This is a genomic window from Caballeronia sp. M23-90, assembly GCF_053574605.1.
This window is the reverse complement of record NZ_JBSIPA010000066.1, coordinates 1-21328: the sequence shown is the minus strand read 5'-3', so window position 1 is coordinate 21328 and position 21328 is coordinate 1. Positions and strand designations below refer to the sequence as shown.

Annotated in this window: 17 protein-coding genes and 1 tRNA gene; 10 read left to right on the top strand and 8 right to left on the bottom strand. The window is 60.1% G+C overall.

Translation table 11 applies throughout. The annotated features are described in order from the left end of the window. From ACRXB1_RS09805 to ACRXB1_RS09780, 6 genes are all read left to right on the top strand, one after another. Positions 1-1158, top strand: a 1158-nt coding sequence (locus ACRXB1_RS09805) for an NAD(P)/FAD-dependent oxidoreductase (protein ID WP_449491882.1), incomplete at its 5' end; no start/stop codon positions are given. A 353-nt stretch (positions 1159-1511) separates the two neighbouring features. After that, entirely contained in the window at positions 1512-1958 is a 447-nt protein-coding gene (locus ACRXB1_RS09800; protein WP_062002514.1) for a GatB/YqeY domain-containing protein, read from the top strand. 35 nt (positions 1959-1993) lie between these two features. Next, positions 1994-3871 (top strand): DNA primase, encoded by a 1878-nt coding sequence (gene dnaG / locus ACRXB1_RS09795; protein WP_449491881.1) that lies wholly within the window; start codon positions 1994-1996, stop codon positions 3869-3871. Between the two features lie 524 nt (positions 3872-4395). Beyond that, positions 4396-6642, top strand: coding sequence for an RNA polymerase sigma factor RpoD (gene rpoD, locus ACRXB1_RS09790; RefSeq protein WP_119024683.1), 2247 nt, complete (start codon positions 4396-4398; stop codon positions 6640-6642). A 159-nt stretch (positions 6643-6801) separates the two neighbouring features. After that, positions 6802-6878, top strand: a tRNA-Ile gene (locus tag ACRXB1_RS09785). 340 nt (positions 6879-7218) lie between these two features. Further along, positions 7219-8343: an alkene reductase gene (locus ACRXB1_RS09780; protein WP_449491880.1), complete on the top strand. Its 1125-nt coding sequence runs from the start codon at positions 7219-7221 to the stop codon at positions 8341-8343. A gap of 733 nt (positions 8344-9076) precedes the next feature. Here ACRXB1_RS09780 and ACRXB1_RS09775 read toward each other — a convergent pair. Further along, positions 9077-9286: an FmdB family zinc ribbon protein gene (locus ACRXB1_RS09775; protein ID WP_075358952.1), complete on the bottom strand. Its 210-nt coding sequence runs from the start codon at positions 9284-9286 to the stop codon at positions 9077-9079. Positions 9287-9443: 157 nt separating this feature from the next. Here ACRXB1_RS09775 and ACRXB1_RS09770 point away from each other — a divergent pair, with 157 nt between their 5' ends. Continuing rightward, positions 9444-9812 (top strand): hypothetical protein, encoded by a 369-nt coding sequence (locus ACRXB1_RS09770; RefSeq protein WP_449491879.1) that lies wholly within the window; start codon positions 9444-9446, stop codon positions 9810-9812. Positions 9813-9842: 30 nt separating this feature from the next. On the opposite strand, the gene ACRXB1_RS09765 is transcribed toward ACRXB1_RS09770, so the two are convergent. Further along, complete coding sequence (locus tag ACRXB1_RS09765) at positions 9843-11027, bottom strand: fumarylacetoacetate hydrolase family protein (RefSeq protein ID WP_449491878.1); 1185 nt, start codon at positions 11025-11027, stop codon at positions 9843-9845. Between the two features lie 114 nt (positions 11028-11141). Between ACRXB1_RS09765 and ACRXB1_RS09760 the strand changes: the two genes are divergently transcribed. Both ACRXB1_RS09760 and ACRXB1_RS09755 read left to right on the top strand, forming a co-directional pair. After that, complete coding sequence (locus ACRXB1_RS09760) at positions 11142-11912, top strand: IclR family transcriptional regulator (protein WP_062002519.1); 771 nt, start codon at positions 11142-11144, stop codon at positions 11910-11912. Between the two features lie 134 nt (positions 11913-12046). Further along, positions 12047-12991: a cupin gene (locus tag ACRXB1_RS09755; RefSeq protein ID WP_449491877.1), complete on the top strand. Its 945-nt coding sequence runs from the start codon at positions 12047-12049 to the stop codon at positions 12989-12991. A gap of 10 nt (positions 12992-13001) precedes the next feature. On the opposite strand, the gene ACRXB1_RS09750 is transcribed toward ACRXB1_RS09755, so the two are convergent. From ACRXB1_RS09750 to ACRXB1_RS09725, 6 genes are all read right to left on the bottom strand, one after another. After that, on the bottom strand, positions 13002-13958 hold the full coding sequence (locus ACRXB1_RS09750; protein ID WP_449491876.1) for a LysR substrate-binding domain-containing protein: 957 nt from the start codon (positions 13956-13958) through the stop codon (positions 13002-13004). 91 nt (positions 13959-14049) lie between these two features. Beyond that, entirely contained in the window at positions 14050-15096 is a 1047-nt protein-coding gene (locus tag ACRXB1_RS09745; RefSeq protein WP_449491884.1) for a porin, read from the bottom strand. Between the two features lie 134 nt (positions 15097-15230). Further along, on the bottom strand, positions 15231-16577 hold the full coding sequence (gene guaD, locus ACRXB1_RS09740) for a guanine deaminase (protein ID WP_174363668.1): 1347 nt from the start codon (positions 16575-16577) through the stop codon (positions 15231-15233). Between the two features lie 71 nt (positions 16578-16648). Further along, positions 16649-17932: an MFS transporter gene (locus ACRXB1_RS09735; RefSeq protein ID WP_449491875.1), complete on the bottom strand. Its 1284-nt coding sequence runs from the start codon at positions 17930-17932 to the stop codon at positions 16649-16651. A 491-nt stretch (positions 17933-18423) separates the two neighbouring features. Next, on the bottom strand, positions 18424-19551 hold the full coding sequence (locus ACRXB1_RS09730; protein WP_449491883.1) for a pyridoxal-phosphate-dependent aminotransferase family protein: 1128 nt from the start codon (positions 19549-19551) through the stop codon (positions 18424-18426). Between the two features lie 171 nt (positions 19552-19722). Next, positions 19723-20037: a DUF2917 domain-containing protein gene (locus tag ACRXB1_RS09725; RefSeq protein WP_062172291.1), complete on the bottom strand. Its 315-nt coding sequence runs from the start codon at positions 20035-20037 to the stop codon at positions 19723-19725. A 145-nt stretch (positions 20038-20182) separates the two neighbouring features. Here ACRXB1_RS09725 and ACRXB1_RS09720 point away from each other — a divergent pair. Then, on the top strand, positions 20183-21328 hold a 1146-nt coding region (locus ACRXB1_RS09720; protein ID WP_449491874.1), incomplete at its 3' end, for an aminotransferase-like domain-containing protein.

Sequence of the window (21328 nt, the reverse complement as noted above, 5' to 3'; positions counted from 1 at the left end):
TCCGCCGTGGCCGCGCAAAACGGCCGCCGCGTGGTGCTGATCGACCATGCCGAACGGCTCGCTGAAAAGATCCGCATCTCGGGCGGCGGGCGCTGCAACTTCACGAATATCAACGCCGGGCCGGCGAATTTTTTATCGGCGAATCCGCATTTTTGCCGCTCCGCGCTCGCCCGATATACGCCTCAGGATTTTCTCGCGCTGCTCAGGCGGCATCGCGTGGCGTGGCACGAAAAACACAAAGGCCAGCTTTTCTGCGATGACTCCAGCGAATCGATCATCCAGGTCCTGAAGAGCGAATGCGACACGGGCGGCGTGACGTGGCGCCGGCCGGTCGGAATCGATACCATCAGTCACGACGGCGCCCGCTTCACGCTTGCAACGACCGCGGGCGCGATGTCGTGCGCGGCGCTCGTTGTCGCGACCGGCGGCCTGTCGATACCGAAAATCGGCGCGACGGATTTTGCGTATCGTGTGGCGAAGCAGTTCGGCCACAAGCTCATCGATACCCGTCCCGCCCTCGTGCCGCTGACCTTCGCACCGGCCGACTGGGAGCCGTTCGCGGCGCTATCCGGGCTGTCCGTACCCGTTGAACTGAGCGCCGGCACGGGCCGCCAGCGCACGGAATTCTCCGAGGATCTGCTGCTCACGCACAGGGGTTTGTCGGGGCCGGGCGTGTTGCAGATTTCGAGCTACTGGAACCCGTCGGAGCCGATTTGCATCGACCTGCTGCCGGGCGTGGATGCGACCGGCGATCTGCTTGCCGCCAAGCGTGAATCGCGCAAACAGGTCGGTACGTTCCTGGCGGAACGCGTTCCGGCGCGGCTTGCCCAGACCTGGCTCGACGTCCAGCGCGTGCCGGCGGATTCGCGTCTTGCCGACGTCTCCGATAAAACCCTGCGTCAGATCGGCGAATCGCTGTCGCGCTGGACACTGACGCCAAACGGCACGGAAGGCTACCGGAAAGCCGAAGTCACCCGCGGCGGTGTGGACACGCGCGAGCTTTCGTCGGCAACGATGATGAGCGCGCGGGTCGCGGGTTTGTATTTCATCGGCGAGGCCGTCGATGTCACCGGCTGGCTCGGCGGATACAACTTCCAGTGGGCGTGGGCGTCCGCGGTGGCGGCGGGGAAGGCGGCGGCCGAGCAGGTTCGTGCCTGAAACGTTCAAGCAGGCCCCAAACCCATGACCAGCATGGTTTTAGCCGATGATTTGCAAGATGGATCAAGCCCGCTTCTGGCTTAGAAAACCTGTTTTCGACCTGCTATACTGCCTCGTTAGTAGCGACAATCGGCGCAACTCAAAAGAGTGCAATCGGGGCGGTGATCCATGAAAAACAATTCGATCCCTTCCCAAAACACGCTGGCAGGCGCACAGCGCCACGCCGGCCGGTTTCAAAAGTACTCGAAACACCCTGGTTCATGATCCCGCTTGAGGAAACCCTCTCAAGCGGGTTTTTGCATTGAGCCATGAACGGCAGAATTCTTAACACAGCATCAGCAGAGTCCCAAGCAATGAGCCTTAAAGACCAGATCACCGACGACATGAAAACCGCAATGCGCGCCCGCGAAACGGAGCGCCTCGGGACCATCCGGCTGCTGCTCGCGGCGATCAAGCAGCGCGAAGTCGATGAGCGCATCACACTGGACGACGCAGCGATCACGGCGGTGATCGACAAGATGATCAAGCAGCGCAAGGATTCCATCAGCCAGTTCCAGACAGCCGGACGCGACGACCTGGTTGCGAAGGAACAAGCCGAACTGGGCGTGTTGTCGGCCTACATGCCGGAACAATTATCAGCCGATGACATCAACGCCGAGATCCAGGCTGCCGTGACGGCAACGGGCGCGGCGGGTCCGCAGGACATGGGCAAGGTGATGGGCGTGCTGAAGCCGAAGCTGGCCGGACGCGCCGACATGACGGCGGTGTCGGGTCTGGTAAAAGCGGCGCTCGCCAAATAAAGCTTCTCATAAAGACTCAGCAAAAGACTTACTAAGTGATTCCGCATTCGTTTCTTCAGGACTTGCTGAACCGCGTCGATATCGTCGACGTGGTGGGCAAGTTCGTCCAGTTGAAGAAGGGCGGCGCGAACTTCATGGGCCTGTGCCCGTTCCATAACGAGAAAAGTCCCTCGTTCACGGTCAGCCCGACCAAGCAGTTCTATCACTGCTTCGGCTGCGGCGCGCACGGCACGGCCATCAGCTTTCTCATGGAGCACACGGCGCTGACCTTTCCGGAAGCCGTACAGGAACTCGCCCAATCAGTCGGCTTGACGGTTCCGCAGGAACCCTCGCGGCTCTCGGGCGGATCTGGCGAAGGCTATTCGCCTGCGCCAAGCAAGGCGGTCAGCGTCGCGTTGACGGAAGTGATGCAAACCGCCTGTGACTTCTACAGGAAGCAATTGCGCGGGGCGCCTAACGCCATCGAATATCTGAAAAAACGCGGTCTCACCGGCGAAATCGCATTGCGGTTCGGGCTGGGTTACGCGCCGGACGGCTGGCAGAACCTGGAAAGCGCGTTTCCCGATTACAAGAACGACAACCTGGTGGAAGCGGGCCTGATCATCGTCAGCGAAAAAAGCGACAACCAGGGCCAGTCCCGCCGGTACGACCGCTTCCGCGAACGCGTGATGTTTCCCATCCGCAATGTGAAGGGAAACGTGATCGGTTTTGGGGGACGCGTGCTCGACGGCGGCGAACCCAAGTACCTTAACTCGCCGGAAACGCCGCTGTTCAGCAAGGGCAGCGAGTTGTACGGTTTGTTTGAAGCACGTCTGGCCATCCGCGAACTTGGCTACGCACTGGTCGTCGAAGGGTATATGGACGTGGTGGCGCTCGCGCAACTCGGGTTTGCGAATGCGGTCGCCACGCTCGGGACGGCCTGCACGCCGGTCCACGTTCAAAAGCTGTTTCGTCAGACTGAAACGGTCGTGTTCAGCTTCGATGGCGATTCCGCTGGCCGTCGCGCCGCGCGTCGCGCGCTCGAAGCATGTTTGCCGCACGCCGCCGACAACCGCACCATCCGCTTCCTGTTCCTGCCAAAAGAGCACGATCCGGACAGCTACGTGCGCGAGTTCGGTACGGACGGTTTTGGTGAACAGGTCGATCGCGCCATGCCGCTGTCGCAATTCCTGCTCAACGAGATTTTGAACGACAAGGAGCTCGACCAGCCGGAAGGCCGCGCGAAGGCGCTGTTCGATGCCAAACCGCTGCTGCAGGCGCTTCCACCCAACGCGCTGCGCGTGCAGATCCTGCACATGCTGGCCGATCGGCTGAATACGCCGTTTGGTGAAATTGCTGCATTGTGCGACATCGATTCGCGCGCCGCGGCAGTTGCCCGGGCCGCGTTGCCGAAGAGCGAGCGGCGTCGCGTCAAAGGGCATGAACAACGTGCGTTGCGCAATCTGGTGATGTATCCATCGATTTATAAAACGCTCGATCACGAAAGCGAGCAGTCGCTCGTGACCATGACCGAACACGGCGAATTATTCAGCGAGGTGATCGGACATGCGCGGGAGCTGGGCGAGACTGCGGAGTTCCAGATGTTGTCGGATCTGTTGCGCAACGCCGCAAACGCCCCGACTTACGAGGATATCTTCCAGGAAATTCTCGCCTATGATGAAAATGTACGTGACCTGCTGATGCGGGACCCCGCTGACGAGTCTGCCAACGAGCGTGTGCAGGAGCAGAAAAAGCTTTTGGCAGAGGAACTACAAGCAACCGTTGTCAAACTCCGGCATGACAGCTATAGGAATCGGCTGGATCAACTGGCGCAGCAGGCCAGCCTGACCGCAGAAGAAATTGCCGAATTCTCGGAGTTATCGGTTAAAGCTGCTCAAATCAAGGCTGCACGCGGGGTAAGTCGGGAGGTGTAAATAACGCATGCTACAATTAAAGGTTTTCAGCAAGTTGTTTTTTTGACTTTTGTGCTCATTTGCGAAAAAGAGGTGAGGCACGCATGGTTAAGACTGCTAGCGGGAAGAAAACAACGGCACGCGGCTCTAACGAGTCGAAACGGGCAGTGGCCCAAAGCCGGTCAGTTCCTTCCTCCGGAGCGTCCAGACACCGCGCGTCAGCCGTCAAGTCACCTTCCGGTTTGTCTGCTTCAAGTAGTCAGTCAGGCAGTCAACCGGGCACTGAATTGAGCACCAGGAAGCAAGGCTCGGTTGCATCGGCAGTGAGTGCAGGGCCGGCCAGAGCGGCGAAAGCCGTCAGGCCGCCAGGCAAAAAAACGCTGGGTCAGTCGACAAGTCGGGCCGGCAGCATTTCCGGCCAGTCGGATGCGGCGGGCGAAGCGGAGAAGGCCGGAAGTTCGGCCGGCAAGCAAGCGAGTGCAACGGAAGCGGCTGCTAATGCGGGCCGGAAACGCGTCACGAAGCAGGAGTCGAAGCAGGCTCGCATGCGCGTCGTGAAGCGAGGTCCGGCGCAGGACCCCGGACGGCGTAATGCCCGGAAAGTCGTGTCGACGCAGGACGAGGCAGCGCGCACACATTCAGTATCCACGGTTCCATCGGCTGTCGTCCAGCAGCCGCGAGTCGAGACTAATGCCGGTACGGCGAACTCCATGACGAAAAAGCTGAACGAAGTACCCGTCGATGACGACGCAACGCAAAACGCGCAAAACGTCCAGGCCGATCCTGCGGTGCCCGCAGCGGATGCCGTAGCCGCGCCTCCGGTCAAGGTCGAGAAGGTCAAGGCGCGCGACCGGCGTGCCAAGGAAAAAGCGCTGTTGAAGGACGCGTTCGCCTCCAGCGCGCCCGGTACGGTTGAAGAGCTCGAGGAGCGCCGTGCGAAACTGCGCGCGCTGATCAAGCTCGGCAAGGAACGCGGCTTCCTGACCTACGCGGAAATCAACGATCACCTGCCCGACAACTTCACGGAAACGGAAGCGATCGAAGGGATTATCAGCACGTTCAACGACATGGGCGTGGCGGTCTACGAACAGGCGCCGGACGCTGAAACGCTGCTGCTCAACGACAACGCGCCGGCCGCATCGTCGGATGACGAGGTCGAGGAAGAGGCCGAAGTCGCACTGTCCACTGTCGATTCCGAATTTGGCCGTACGACCGATCCGGTGCGCATGTACATGCGCGAAATGGGCACAGTCGAGCTGCTCACGCGCGAAGGCGAAATCGAGATCGCGAAGCGCATTGAAGATGGCCTCAAGCACATGGTGATGGCCATTTCGGCGTGCCCGACGACCATCGCGGATATTCTCGCGATGGCCGAGCGTGTGCAGAACGAAGAAACGCGGGTTGACGAACTGGTGGACGGTCTGATCGACCCGAACGCCGCCGACGCCGATGGTTTTTCCGAGCAGGAAGCGGAAGCCATTGAAAGCGAGGACGAAGAGGAAGCCGACGAAAGCAGCGAAGACGAGGAAGAAGTCGACGAAACCACTGCTCAGGCGAACGCCAACGCCGCGCAACTGGAAGCGCTCAAGCGTGCATCGCTCGAAAAATTCTCGCTCATCAGCGAGTGGTTCGACAAGATGCGCCGCGCTTACGAGAAGGAAGGCTACAAGTCGAAGGCTTATCTGAAGGCGCAGGAAGCCATTCAGAGCGAGCTGATGACCATCCGCTTTACCGCACGTACCGTTGAGCGCCTGTGCGACACGCTGCGCGCGCAAGTGGACGAAGTACGTCAGGTGGAACGTCAGATCCTGCATACCGTTGTCGATAAATGCGGCATGCCGCGGGCCGAGTTCATCGCGCGTTTCCCGGGTAGCGAGACGGATCTCGAATGGTCGGAGAAGGTCGTTGCCGAGAATCATGGCTACAGCGTGATCCTGGCGCGTAACGTTCCCGCGATTCGCGAACAGCAGCAACGTCTGCTCGACTTGCAGGCGCGGGTTGTGTTGCCGTTGAAGGACCTGAAGGAAACCAACCGTCAGATGGCGGCCGGCGAACTGAAGGCGCGTCAGGCCAAGCGCGAAATGACGGAAGCGAACTTGCGTCTCGTAATCTCGATTGCCAAGAAATACACGAACCGCGGGCTGCAGTTTCTTGACCTGATCCAGGAAGGCAACATCGGCCTGATGAAGGCGGTGGACAAGTTCGAATACCGTCGTGGTTATAAATTCTCGACTTACGCCACATGGTGGATTCGCCAGGCCATCACGCGGTCGATTGCCGACCAGGCGCGCACCATCCGGATTCCGGTTCACATGATCGAAACGATCAACAAGATGAACCGTATTTCGCGGCAGATCCTGCAGGAAACCGGTCTTGAGCCGGATCCGGCAACGCTCGCCGAGAAGATGGAAATGCCGGAAGACAAGATCCGCAAGATCATGAAGATCGCGAAGGAGCCGATCTCCATGGAAACGCCGATCGGGGACGACGACGACTCGCATCTGGGTGACTTTATCGAAGACACGAATACGGTCGCCCCGGCGGATGCCGCGCTGCACGCCAGCATGCGCGACGTCGTGAAGGACGTGCTCGATTCGTTGACGCCGCGCGAAGCGAAGGTGCTGCGCATGCGTTTTGGTATCGAGATGAGTACGGACCATACGCTTGAAGAAGTCGGCAAGCAGTTCGATGTCACCCGCGAACGGATTCGCCAGATCGAGGCGAAGGCGCTGCGCAAGCTTCGTCATCCAAGCCGTTCGGACAAGCTGAAGTCGTTCCTGGAAGGGAATTGATGGTCGAGGCGTGAATGAAGCACCTGAGCGGGGCGGTCCAGGTTGGGCCGCCCCGCTTGTTTTATGGCTCGTTTCAAGGCAAACTCGCAGACCTTCGCGAGTGTGTTACGAACGAAGTTCGTGATTACGGCAGTGTTGATCTGCGTTCCGCTGCACAAAGGGCCGGAAGCTTAATTGGTATAAGCTGTCGACTCATAATCGACCGATAGTGGGTTCGAATCCCACCCGGCCCACCAGGATTCCCGAGCGTTTCACGCTACTTCCATTTGCCGTTAAGCATCGCATACCCTCCTGGGGGGCATGCTTGACCGCACGATCGGCCATACTTTGCTTTCTCGGCGCTTTTAGGCGGGGCAAAGTCAAATTGTCGTCGCCGATAAGTCTCCCTGTACATTTCAAACCGCGCTGTGTCAGCGCGGTTTTCGCATTTGGGCGACGCCTTCCGATGAGAGGGGTCGCTGGCGAAAAAGCGGGCAGCCGATTCTTGCTTTACCATTTGAGACCGCATCTCCTCTTGCCTTTATATGGCATGGATTTCGCCAGGCGCAGCCGAATTCATTCACCGATAGGAATAGCATGACGAAAGAAACCAGCAATGCCGCTATCGACGACTATCTCTACGAACCCGTTCAACTGGGGCCGCTCTCGCTGCCCAACCGCATTGTGATGGCTCCTCTCACTCGCAGTCGCGCGAAAGAGGGCGATGTACCGAGTGAACTCGCCATCGAATACTATTCGCAACGTGCGTCGGCCGGTTTGATCATTGCCGAAGCGACTCAGATCTCGCCGCAAGGCAAAGGTTATGTTTTCACACCGGGCATCTACAACGACGAACAGGTTAAAGCCTGGAGGCGCATCACTGATGCGGTTCACGACAAAGGTGGCCGGATGTACCTCCAACTGTGGCACGTCGGACGTATTTCGCATCCTTCCATCCAGCCGGATAATGCATTGCCGGTCGCACCCTCAGCGGTAAAACCCGAGGGGCAGGCTTTCACCAACGACGGTTTCGTGCCGCTCGTCACACCGCGTGCGCTGGAAACGTCAGAACTGCCGGGTATTGTCGAGCAATATCGAACGGCCGCGCAGAATGCGAAGACAGCAGGTTTTGACGGAGTGGAGATTCACGCCGCCAACGGCTATCTGCTAGACCAGTTCTTGCGCGACAAGACAAATCGACGCACCGACCAGTATGGCGGTTCGATCGAGAACCGGGCCAGGCTCCTGCTCGAAGTGGCTGACGCCGTGGTCGGTGTATGGGGCGGCGACAGGGTCGGTGTGCGAATCTCTCCACTGAGCAGCTTCGGCGATATTTCGGATACCAATCCGGAGCCGCTTTACACCTATGTCGTTGAAAAGATCAACGCGCTGAAGCTGGCTTATCTCCATGTCATAGAGGGTGAAACCGGCGGTACTCGCGACGTTCCAGGTGCATTTGACCTGCAAGTATTGCGTCGGGCTTTCGACGGCTTGTTCATGGCCAACAATGGTTATGACAAGGCGCTCGCACAATCGACATTGGCCACAAAACGTGCCGACCTTATCGCGTTCGGTCGTCCGTACATTTCGAACCCGGATCTTGTTGAACGCCTGAAGGCAGGCGCCGCGCTCACCGAGCCGGATCAGGCCACCATGTATGGAGGCGATGCGAAAGGATATATCGACTATCCGTCAATGGGTGACGAAGCGGCTGTCCGGTAAATGGCAAGTCCCGCGGTCGCATCTGGACTGCGGCTAGGATTCCTTCACTTGTGCTGACACGCCGCTTCCGAAACCACGCAATAGCCGCTCGTTCACTGTCGACGTACAACGGCGACGAGCGAGCGGCGTTTTTGTATGAGGCACAGGCGTTCCGGTGCGCTTTGCGCGACCGGCAGTCTCATTCGGACCTCGTCCAGGATAAGCTGCGCGGTTTTCTGCCGCTTCGACGACATCTAAAAAGCAGACACTGTCCGATGCGCGCATTCCGACAATGCAATGTACGAAAGCCACTGAATGTGATCATTCTTATCGGACGCTTCCATCCGTTAAAGAAAGCAGAATGCAAGATCGGGAGTGCTTTTCATATATTGCTTTCCAAGCGCAAACGTAGCGACATCCATTTGAATCGGAGCCGCTGAGTACGTCTCGAAACTACTTGGCAACCCTGTCCAAGACGAAAAAGAACGGACGGAGGGCGCATGCAATTTGAATATCGCGGGTTCAACATCGAGTGTGCCGCCGTGCCCGGTGATGGCAACTATGCCGGGAGCGTGTCGGTATGGCGCGTATCGAATGGTGGCGACGATCCTTTCAATTCGTGCACTTCGAAGCCATTTCCGACGCCTTTACAAGCGATCAACTACGCACGCGTGTGGGCTGAGATATGGTGCGACTCTCAACTCGACACTGCCCGTCCTGCTGCGATCTTAAGAAGACGATGAGGCTCACGACCTTACCGGCAACACGCGCACCCACCCATGTGCCGCATCCCGTACCCCCCGCCAGGCTCGGGCGTCTCGCCTGACAACGACGGCGCACCGACCATTACTCGCTGCGCGGTCATCCCACACTGAGGGCAAGCGGTCGCGTCATTGCGCTCGGCAATACGTCGAGCGGTTTCGAACTGGCCGCATTCCGGGCATTCGTAATCGTAAACTGGCATGGTGTTGAGCGTAAGGCGACGGTTCACACGAGACATCTGCTTCAGGTGCTTAGGGTAACGTCTCCGATGAATCCGCGGAAGTGACGAAAGCCGGCGCCGGGTAGTGGAATGTGACTTGCTGTCAGTATTGACCACGGCAAACGGACAGGAACGCATCATGACCCAGACAGAACGCGAGAAGAATAGCGGCAAGCCGTTAGGCAACAGTGGTTCAGGCGCAAGCGGGGGTGGATCCATCGGCAACTTGCCGGGTGGCGCCGCAACGGGCGGTGATGCTCATCAGGGTGTACGTCAGCCCGACGCACCGTTGCACGAGCCCGATGCAAGAGTGGATACGCCCGATACTGAAGGAACGGACGCGCCACAGCGCCCTGCAACACCGATGGAAGGCAACGATTACGCCCAGGCCGAAAAGGCGAAAGGCGCATCGTCAGGCGGGGACGACTCGGCGAACAGCACACGACCGCAGACGGCGACGGAAGCTGCGTTACCCTCGACTATCGATAAAAACCCGCGCCCTTCGTAGTAACGCGCGTGCTGGCAGCTTGTCCAAGCCTCATTTCTGGTCCAGCGCGATCCCCCGTGCTGCCAGATTCGTATACAGCGCGCGGACGCCGAACGTCCACGGCGTGATCTCTTCCGAGCGGCGCACGGTGTTCACCAGCGCGCCGAGTGCGGGCGCCGAGATTGTCACGGCGTCGCCCATGTGGTGAGTAAAACCGCCACCCGGGGTGTCGCGATCCTTGATCGGCGAGAACATCGTGCCGAGGAACAGCATCAAACCGTCCGGGTACTGGTGATGCGCCCCGATCGTCTGCTCGACGAGGTCGGCGGGGTCGCGGCTGATTTCGCTCATGTGGCTGATGCCATCGAGCGTGAAACCGTCGTCGGCGCCTTCGATCCGCAGCGAGACGCTGGCCTGGCGGACGGAATCGAGTGTGAACTGGCCGTCAAAGAGGCGAATGAACGGACCGATCGCGCATGACCCGTTGTTGTCCTTCGCCTTGCCGAGCAGCAGTGCGCTGCGGCCTTCGATGTCGCGCAGGTTCACATCGTTACCGAGCGTCGCGCCGACGATCTTCCCTGCGCTGTTCACGGCCAGCACGATCTCCGGCTCGGGGTTGTTCCACATCGACGTCCGATAAAGCCCGATATCCGCGCCAAGTCCGACAGATGACATCGGCTGCGATTTGGAAAACACCTCGGCGTCCGGCCCAATGCCGACTTCCATGTATTGGGACCACGCGCCGCGGCGCTCGAGTTCCGCCTTCAGCTTTTCCGCGCTTTCCGAACCCGGCACGATTTTCGAAAGATCCGCGCCGATCAGCGTGTTGATGGTCTCGCGCACTTCCTTGGCCTTGCTGGCGTCGCCGCCGGCCTGCTCCTCGATTACGCGTTCGAGAAGGCTGACCGCGAAGGTCACGCCGCATGCTTTCACGGCCTGCACGTCGCACGGCGCGAGCAATTTGACGCCGGTGGCTTGCGGATCGAAGCTCGCTCGCACGATGTCCTCGATCGAACCCAGGGATTCGCCTTCGGCATTGCGGACGATATCGAGTGCATCGGTACGTTCGAAGAGATCGGCCGTGGTCGGCGCAATGTGTGTGATATCGATGACCTGGCCATTGCGAACGCAGACCACCGATGGGCCATTGACAGGCGCCGGGCGCCACACGCGTCCAATGAGCACTGCACGGTCGAGATCGTCAGGAAGGCATGCGGAAGGGGAAATCGAAGCCATAAATAGTGTCCGGGCTGGTGGAAATCAGGGCCTTGATCGTATTATCGGGGTATCGAGTTGTCCATTATGTTGTAGATAATTCCAACCTGTTGGACAAAAAACCATCCCCATCAGATGAAAAACGATACCGCCGAACGCGTCTACGAAGTGCCCGCGCTGCGACGCGCCAACGACGTGCTCGAGGTCCTCGCCAACGCGCGAACGCCCGTGCGAGCGTCCGCGCTGCACGAGGCCACGGGTTTATCGCGCAGCACCTTGTATTTGCTGCTGGACTCGCTCGAGCGCCAGTTCTGGATCGAGAAGCGGGGCGATGGCTACATCATCGGCGTGAAGCTGTTCGAGTTGGGGAGCGCCTTCGTTCGCCACGATGGCTTTCAGGCGGCGTTCCGGTCGCAGGCGGCGGCGTTCGTTGCGACGCACAACGAAGTCGTGCAACTCGCCACGCTCGATGGCCGCGACGTGGTGTATATCGCGCGGGAAGATTCACGCCGGGCGGTACGGCTGGTATCGGATCTCGGGTCGCGGCTGCCGGCGCATTCGTGCGCGCTAGGCAAGGCCTTGCTGGCGACGCTGCCCGATGACCAACTGCTCCAACTCCTGCCCGACAGGCTCACGGCCGCCACGCCGCGCACCATCACGCGACGCGCCACCTTGCTGCGTGAACTTGCGCGGGTCCGGGAGACGGGGCTTGCGAGCGAATGCGAAGAAGCGGCGGCAGGGCTCACCTGCTTCGCGGCGTACGTAGGGGAGACGCCGCACGGCAAGCGGCTCGCTGTCAGCACGAGTGTGCCGACGGGGCGCATGGATGCCCGGCGCGAGAAACGCATCTGCGTCGCGATCGCGCGTATGGCGCAGCAGATTGGGGCCAAATGCGCAGAAGCCTGAGCGGTCCCAGGACCGTCGCGTCTTCCATACCCCCTTTTACGCAAAGGTGATTTCGATGCAAGGCGCTTCTGCGCCGGCCATCCCTTCCTTAAAGTGGCGTTACCCCATTGAACGCCACTTGCAAGGAGCTCACCATGTTGAACAGGACATCCCCCGCCACGCTCGCCGAAGCATCGCCCGCGACCGATGACGCGCAGTACTTCGAATACACGTCGTCAGCGAATCCTGTTGGCGCAAAGCTCATCTCGCGTGTGCCGTTCCGCAACTTCTCGCCTGCGCTTTATGCGGATGGCGAGAGCCGCATCGTGCCGCTCGACTTGTCCGCTGAGCTGAACTGCCCGAGCCCTGCGACGGGTCCAAGCCTCAGCGCGAACTTCGTGCGCATCAACGCCCGCGATGAACTCAAGCTCGCGCAGACAGCGACATCGCTGGTGTGTTACGTGATCAGCGGCGCCGGGCATGTCACGCAAGGTGCGGTGAATTTCCCGTTCGCACAGGGCGACTTCTTCACGCTGCCGGGCGGCGAATCCGCGAGTCTTCGTTCCGACATCACCGCCACGCTCTACTACGTAAACGATGCGCCTCTGCTGACCTATCTCGGCGTGACGTCGGTGCAACCACGTTTCGCCGCGACGCTTTATCCGGCGGCGCGGGCGCAGGCCGAGTTGAAGAAGGTCCGGGAGGACGCGAACGCCGCCCGGCGCAACCGCATCAGTGTGCTGCTCGGCAACGTCAATTTCCCGCAGACGAGGACGGTGACTCACACCCTCTGGGCGATGTTCGGCGTCGTGACGCCCAATTCGGAGCAGAAGCCGCACCGGCATCAATCGATTGCACTTGATTTCATCGCGGGATGTCAGGCGGGTTGTTATACGCTGGTCGGCACCGAGCTGGACGAGAACGGCAGGATTTCAAACCCGACGCGGGTGGATTGGGAGCCTGGGATGGCGTTCGTCACGCCGCCGGGATACTGGCATGCGCATTTCAACGAATCCGATGGCGACGCCTACGTGATTCCGATCCAGGACGCCGGTCTGCAAACCTACTTGCGTACGCTCGATATCCGCTTCGCGCATTAAGGCGCATCGTTCAGACGTCAAGACCGTCGTCCCAGTACGGCGGCTCGCCGATCACTTCGGCGAGAAAATCGACAAACGCACGAACTTTCGACGATACGATTTTCTTCGGCGGATAAACCGCCCAGATCGCCGGTTCGGCACGCGCGGTGCGCGCTTCCCAATCGCCGAGCACATGGATGAGGCGCCCGTCGCGCAGAGCTGTTCCGACAAGCCACGTGGGCAGCAACGCCACGCCGCAACCCGCAAGCGCGAGTTGCAGCACGGCCTCCGAATCGTCGCCGCGAAAACGCCCCTTCAACTCCACGAGCGTCTGCTCCACGAGCGTACGCTCCGGCTTTTCGGGCGCGTCCTTGCGCTTCGTGAAAAACCATCGGTCATCGGGTTGCAGCGCGAGCCGCAGCGATTCGTGATGCGCAAGATCATCGGGTTCGGCGGGCGTGCCGTTGCGTTCGAAATACCCCGGACTCGCGCATACGATCCGGCGGTGCGGCGCGAGCCGACGCGCCATCAACAGCGAATCGGGCAACGCGCCGATCCGCACCGCGACATCGACGCCCCCTTCTATCATGTTCAGCGTCTCGTCTGTCACGACGATATCGACGCCGATATCCGGATAGCGCTTCATGAACGCCGGCAAATGCGGCACCACATGCCGATGCCCGAACGCCACGGGCATGGTGATGCGCAGCACGCCTTGCGGCGTCTGGTTCAGCGATGACGTCAGCTCGCGGGCGTCATCGAGTGCCTGCAGCGCAAGAAGCGCATGTTCGCGAAACACGCGGCCGCCTTCAGTGAGCACGAGCCCGCGGGTGGACCGGTTGAACAGGGCGATGCCCAGATCCTTTTCCAGCTCGCTCACATAACGCGAAACGGTCGATGTCTTGACGCCCATTTCGAGCGCCGTCTTGCTGAAGCTTTGCCGTTCGGCTGCATGAACGAACGCGCGTACCGCTGCGAAATAATCCATGGGTTTGTGCGTTTGCCCGTCGCGTTTCCTGAGAAACGCCAAGACTAAAGCAAAAACCCGTGGTGGACCTTACATCGGTACGCGCAGGGGCCTAGAACTTCGCCCGGACGCCGGCGCCGAAGGTCTCGCCCGTCGATTGACTGGTAATACGGTCGCTCATGTAGGCGGCGTAAAGATCAGTGCGTTTGGAGAGCGGATAGTCGTAGCCGAGTGCCCAGGTTTGCCGCGTCTGGTCGAGGCCGCCTGCGTCGCGCGAATAGGCGTAGGAGGCCATCACGGTGCCGGGGCCGAGAGGCACGGTCACGCCGCCTTGTGCCGTGTTGATATGGAAGTTGCCGGTGCGTACGGTGTTGTCGGTGTACATGTATTGACCGAAAAGCTTGACCACACGCAGGTCGTAGGACACGCCGAGCTGCGCCACGGCCTGGCTCTGCATGCCGGAAACAAGCGAACTCAGGTCGTCGGGCTGCGTGTTGAAATTCACGTATTGATAGACGCCCGTTGCCGCGAACTGACCGCTGAGATACAGGAACTGCGCGCTCAGCTTGTGCTGGCCGTTTTCGCCGGCCTTGTCGCCGAATGCGTACATGGCTGTCCCGCTCAAACCGTGATGATCCGGCGTCGAATATGAAATTGCATTGTCCCAGCCGGAGTCGCCGACCACGCCCTGGTCGGTCGTGTAGGCGGGGAAGGTGCCAAGGCCGAGGTACACGTGATAGACCATCGGCGAGAACGTGTAAGAGTCGGCGAAGGGATTGAAAAGTATCGTCGATACAAACAGCGACGTGGTCAGCCGCCCCGCGGTCAAGGTTCCATAGGGCGACTGGACGCCGACGTAGGCATCGCGCGAGAAAAACGAGTCGCCCTGGAAGCGGCCATATGCGCCGTTCTGCGGCCGGAAGAAATCTTCGAGCGCGAAGATCGCCTTATATCCGCTGCCGAGGTCTTCCGCACCCTTCAAGCCCCAATACGATGTCGACATGCCGCCGCCACCCAGCGTCCACGCACGATCGCCACCGGGATATTTCTGCGCGCCCACCCAGGCGTCCACTTGCCCGTAAAGCTGGACGCTCGACTGAGCGCTGGCGCCGCCGCTGCACATCATCCCGGTCGCCAGCAAGGACGCAAGCGCCGCGATTCCCTTTGAATTAAAACCGAAGCAGTTCTTCACGCGTTCCCCCGACAGGAAAATGCAGACGAACGAACGCGGATCGCACTGCGCAGTGCGGATCGGCCGTTCCAACCTGCGTGAAATTGAAAGTGGTGCCCGGATCAGGCAGCCAGCGGGTAACGGAATCCATCGCCTGACGGACTGCGCTCGTAGACCTGTTCGCCCGCTACGTAAGTGGCCTTGATCGCGCGGTCATCGCCGAGCGTCATCAGCACGAAAAGCTGCTCCACGATGTCCTTGCAATAGCCCGAGCGGAACGACATCAGCGGCGTCGCCTTGCGATCGAGGATCACGAGGTCGGCCTCATAACCCTTGGCAACGGTGCCGATCCTGTCCTGCAGGTACAGCGCTTCCGCCCCGCCGCGCGTGGCGAGATAAAACGCCTGGATCGCATTGAGCTTCGTCTGGTTCATCTGCGCGACCTTGTAGGCTTCGTTGAGCGATTGCAGTTGCGAGAAGCTCGTGCCTGCGCCCACGTCCGTGCCGAGGCCGACGCGTACAGGGCGCTTCGGGTTCTTGGCATCGAAGACACGGAAGAGGCCGCTGCCGAGGAAGAAATTCGATGTCGGGCAGTGCGCCAGCGCCGCGCCGGTCTGGTGGCACGTGCACAGATCGTCTTCGGTGAGGTGGATGCCGTGGCCGTAGATCGAGCGGGGTCCGACTATGCCGGCGTGCGCGTAGACATCGAGATAGCTCCGGCGCTCGGGGAACAGCGCCATGACCCAGGCGATTTCATCGACGTTTTCGCATAGATGCGTTTGCACGTAGGCGTCGGGCGTCTCCTTGAGCAAGGTGCCGCAGACGTCGAGTTGCGCGTCCGTGCTGGTGGGCGCGAAGCGCGGCGTGATGCAATACAACTGGCGTCCGCGCTTGTGCCACTTCGCGATCAGGTCGGAGCTCATGGAGTACGCGAGTTCGGCGGTATCGAGCAGCGCCGGCGGCGCGTTGCGGTCCATCAGCACCTTGCCGGCGACCATGCGCGTATTGAAACGCGACGACTCTTCGAAGAACGCATCGACCGAACCCGGATGCACTGTGCAATAAACGGCGGCCGTCGTGGTGCCCGAGCGCAGGAGTTCGCGCAAGAACACCTTGGCGACCATGTCGGCGTGATTTTTATCGGCGAAATTCTGCTCGGCGACGAACGTGTACGTGTTGAGCCATTCCAGCAACTGCTCACCATACGCACCGATCATCTCGGTTTGCGGATAGTGAATGTGGGTGTCGATAAATCCTGCCGAAATGATCGCGTCCGGATAGTGCTGAACCTGCGTTCCCGCGGGCAGGCGAGGCGTTACTTCGGAGGCGGGGCCGACATCGACGATCTGACCCTGGTCGATGACGACTATGGCATCGGGTATATGAACGAGGCATTGCTCGGGCGACTGGAGAAACGGATCGCCGCTGAAGGTCACCACGTCGGCGCGCAAGGCTTTTAGTGCGGTCATGTCGAGTTCCTGGGAAGCGTGCCGGCTACGAGGCCGGCTTTTGTATCGGAGAAGGGATCAGCAGAAGAAGGTCAGCGGTGCCGTGCCGGGTGCGATTCCTTCATGATCAGCGCGAGCACAAAGGAGGCGATCAACGAATAGGTGATCGGCGTCGCCGCGTATTCCGCGATGGCCAGCGTGTGATCGGTCAGTCCCGCAGCCATGCCGGACACCACTCTCGAGCCGGGCGCCGCAATCATGATGCCGCCCGCAATAAACGCCAGGCCGTTCACAAACGCCGCCGACGTACCGATCAATTGCGGCGGGACCACGTCCGCGGCGCTGCTGAACGTGAGCATGTGCGCGGCGTTTGCAAAACCGAACAGGAAGTTGAGCGCCATCGCAACAGGAATCGAGATGGACGGCAGGTACAGCAATGCGCCCGCGCACGCGAGTTGAACCGCAATGCCGATCACGATGGGCATCTTGCGCCGCTCGATCTTGTCGGAGAGTGCCGGAATGACGAGGCAGCCTGCTGCGAGCCCGAGCCACAACAACGACGAACTGAATGCTGCCGTGGCGGGGGAAGCGCCGCGTGTCTCCATGAGCATGGGTGTCCAGACTACGCCTGCTGCAAGCATGCTGCCGAACAACGCAGCGCAGATGAGCGCCGAAATCCAGACGTGCGGCACCTTGGCGACCTGGAAAAGCGCATCGAGCACTGAGTGGATGAACGCGCTCGCGCCCCCCGCGCCCGTCGATTCGACAGGCGTCGGGTTTTTCAGAAAGAGGAATGCGAGCACCGACAACACCACGCCTGCCGCGCCCACGAAATTGAACAGTTCGCGCCACGGCATTTCGCTCAGGCCCCACTGCAGCGCGTTGACCGAAAACGCCGATGAGAGTGACGCGCAAAACTGCACCAGCCCGAACATGAAGTTGAAGCGGCCCATGCCGAACCATTGGCCGCCTATGTACCCCGCGCCCACAAAGCCGGTACAGGCGCCCACGGCCATCACGAACTGCGAGACGAGCAGCGTGCCGTAACTCCCCGCGTTGGCGAACAGGAACACGCCGGCCGTGACCAGCACGACGGATATGGGCAGGACCTTGTGCGCACCCAGCCGGTCCAGCAACGCGCCGCCGAAGAACTGGCAGACGGCGAAAACCCATGTGTAGACCGCCGCGATGGACGCGACTTGCTCCACAGTCAGCGACGCGCTTTTCTTCACCTCGGGATTGACGATCGAATATCCCGTTTGAACGCTGAAGAGATAAATGACGAACGCCACGGACAGCGCCCAGATCCACCAGGCCCGGGGACCGCCAAGCTGAAACGTTGCGACTGGTGTGTGTTTCGATGAAACCGTGTTCATGGACTTTCTCCAGGCGAGTGCAACTCCGCGATCGGTTGATCGCAACTTAAAAATTATTAATTGATATTCCGGAGCTTCACGCCGATCGAGGCGCTGAATGAATCGCGAAGACGGTATTGATTACGAGTTTTTCATGAATGAAATCAGATGCGATACGTTGCGGCTTGTTGAACGGTTCGCCCTGCGGTGTATGCACGCATCCGCCCGTGCGGTGCGTGTGCAGTCACGTTGAGAGCGGTTGGGAATTCGCCTAACTTAACAACTGGCCCGTGCTTCTTCAAGCTTTTAATTTGAACGTTGACGGGAAGCGATTAAATAGCCCAGTCCATTTTAATTATGAGATGACCGGATTCGTTTCAAGAGCGCGGGATTGTTTTAAGAGGAAATAAATGGACGCGATAAAACAGGAAATCAATGTTTTAGTTTCATCGCGAGAAAAACAAAAAGCCCGCATATAGCGGGCCTTGATTGCAATCAGGAAAACGGATGCTTCAGGCCGCCGATAACGACCGTTCCAACGCGGCAACCCCGGACGGCAGATCGACCGGAACGCCGAGATCGACCATCGTGCGGCCGAGCGCGTGGATGGTGCGAAACAGATGATGCTCACGGCATTGTTCGCCCATCTGCCCGATCCGCACGATTGGCGCACCGAACGATCCTGCAATCTCCACATGATGCTTGCGCGAGATGTGCGCGCAAATATCCGCGCCCGTGACGCCCTTTGGCACTTCTATGCCGACGACCGAATTCAAGCGGCTTTCCTTCTGCACATAAAGCTTCAGCGACAGCGCCTCGACGCCAGCTTGCAATGCCGTCGAACAGCGCAGATGCCGCGCGAAACGCCGTTCCAGCGTCTCGGCGCACACAAGGCGCAACGCTTCATGCAGCGCAAGCACGCCCGAAACCGGCGCCGTGTAGTGATAAGACGCGTTATGCCAGAAGTTCGCCGCAAGCGATGCGTCGAAGCACCAGTGCGTGTGCGGCACCGGTCGTGACGTAATGCGGTCCCACGCTTTTTCGGAGAACGCGAGCAGCGACACGCCCGGAATGGACGACAGTCCTTTCTGACCGCCCGTGATCACCGCATCGATACCCCACGCGTCCATTGGCAGGGGCATGGTGCTGAGCGTACAAACGGCATCGACCACGACCAGCGCGCCCGCGGCGCTCGCCACCGCCGCGATGGATTCGAGGCTCCGGTTCCAGACGGTGTTCGATGTTTCACCGTGAACGATGGTCACGACTTCCGGCCGGAAGCGCTCGATCGCTTCGGCGACTTTCGCGGTATCGGCGGCGGTTCCCTCGCTGACCTTCAGCGTTTCCACGACCGCACCCGTGCGCCGCGCCATCTCGGCCATGCGCTCGCTGAAAAAGCCGTTGCAGATGCTGAGCACGCGCGAATCCTTCCACGCCAGGTTCGTAATTGCCATTTCCATCGCGCCCGATCCCGGCCCCGCCACTCCCATCACCCATTTCGATTCCGTCTGGAACACGTAGCGCGCCATGGTCTTCACTTGGCCGATGACCGCCGCCATGGTCGAGCCGAGGTGGTTGATCACCACGCCATTGGCCTTCGCGACGGCATCGGGGATCGGCACCGGGCCGGCGCCCATCATGAGGAGCGGCTCTTCGGGAAGTATCGATGAAAGCGGCAGCACCGTAGGGCAAGCCACGCCGAAGGCGTCAGATGTAGCCGAAGCGTCGAAGGAGTTGAAGGACGGAATTCGATCGTTCATTTTGTTTTATCTGCATTCGTTGAATGGCAGGGCTGGCCGGCCCCGCGCCATTCACATTGCTCGCGTCCTGCGCTGACCCATACGCGCCAGCATCCAGTAAAGCGGCAAAGCGAAACGGCGCATGCTCGAAAATACCGGCGCCGACGCCAGCATGAAACGGCTGTCCGGCTCCGATGCGCTGATCCACACCTTCGATCGCGGCGCGAGCTCGAGTGTATCGCCTGCGCGCAGCCACCAGTCGGCAGTGTCACCTTCAATGGTAAGCCACACTGTTCCCCGGCACACAGTCAGGGTATGAGGGCGGTCGATCAGCCAGCAGGCTGGCGCTTCGCTGGGTTGCTGCTCCAAAGTCCGGATTTCACGCATGATGCTCTCCCATCCTGGCCGCTCACAGAGAGACGGCCTCTTGACTCCATTATTTATTTAAACTCCAATCTTGGAAATGTACAGTCACGAACAGTTGTGCCGCACTGTTCAGTGATTTTGCCTGCACACTTTTTGAGATGACACGATGAACCCCGGTATCGACCTCGCGATCAATACAAGCAGCGGCATTCCGATGACTGACCAGCTCGTGTCGGGCATCACGAACCTGATCCGCACGCGCCAGTTGCTGTCGGGCGCGAAGCTGCCGTCCATCCGCGCGCTGGCGGAGAGCCAGCAAATCAGCCGCTTTCCGGTGATCGAGGCGTATGACCGGCTTTCCTCGCTGGGAATGATCGTGCCGAAGCACGGTTCCGGATTTTTTGTCGCCAATCAAATGGGCGGTGACGACGCGGGCGGCGGTTCGGATCCGCGCCTGGCCGAAGAGGAATCGAACCAGATCCTCCAGCAATTCAACTATCCCGGCGAGACGCTGAAACTCAGCAGCGGTTTTGTCCCCGAAGCGTGGCGCGATCTGGAAGGCATCATGCAGACCGCGCGGCAGGTCATGCGCATGGACCCGGCAAGCGTGATCGACTATGCAATGCCGCATGGCGATGCAAACCTGCGTCACCAGATCCAGATGCGCCTGGCGCACGTCGGGGTCGAGGCCGACGTGTCGAACATCATCGTCACGAGCGGGGCAAGCCAGGGACTCGACCTGATCGTGCGGTTCATGCTGAAGCCCGGCGATACCGTGCTGGTCGAAGATCCCGGCTATTACAATCTGTTCGGTTTGCTGAAGCTTCAAGGCGTGAGGATTGTCGGTGTGCCCCGATTGGCGACGGGACCCGATGTCGATTTCGCCGAGCATCTGCTGAAGACGATCAAGCCGAAGCTGTTTTTCATCAACACGGTGTTCCATAATCCGACCGCGACCAACGTCGCGCCGCAAGTCGCATTCAAGTTGCTGCAGCTCGCGCAGCAGCACGACTTCACCATCGTGGAAGACGATATCTACGCCGACTTCCAGGCAACGCCGACGCAACGGCTGGCATCGCTCGACCAGCTCGATCACGTGATTTATCTCGGCGGCTTGTCGAAGACATTGTCATCGTCGCTGCGCATCGGGTATCTGGCTGCGAAGCGCGAACTCGTGAAAGATCCCGATCTCGTCCAGCGCTGCACGCAACTCCTCGTGCATTGTCCGCGTGAAGCTGTTCAGCTTCTCAGGGCGATTCAATGTCAGCGTGGCCACGTGCGTGGTTTCGTCGATGTTCAAAACAATCGAGCT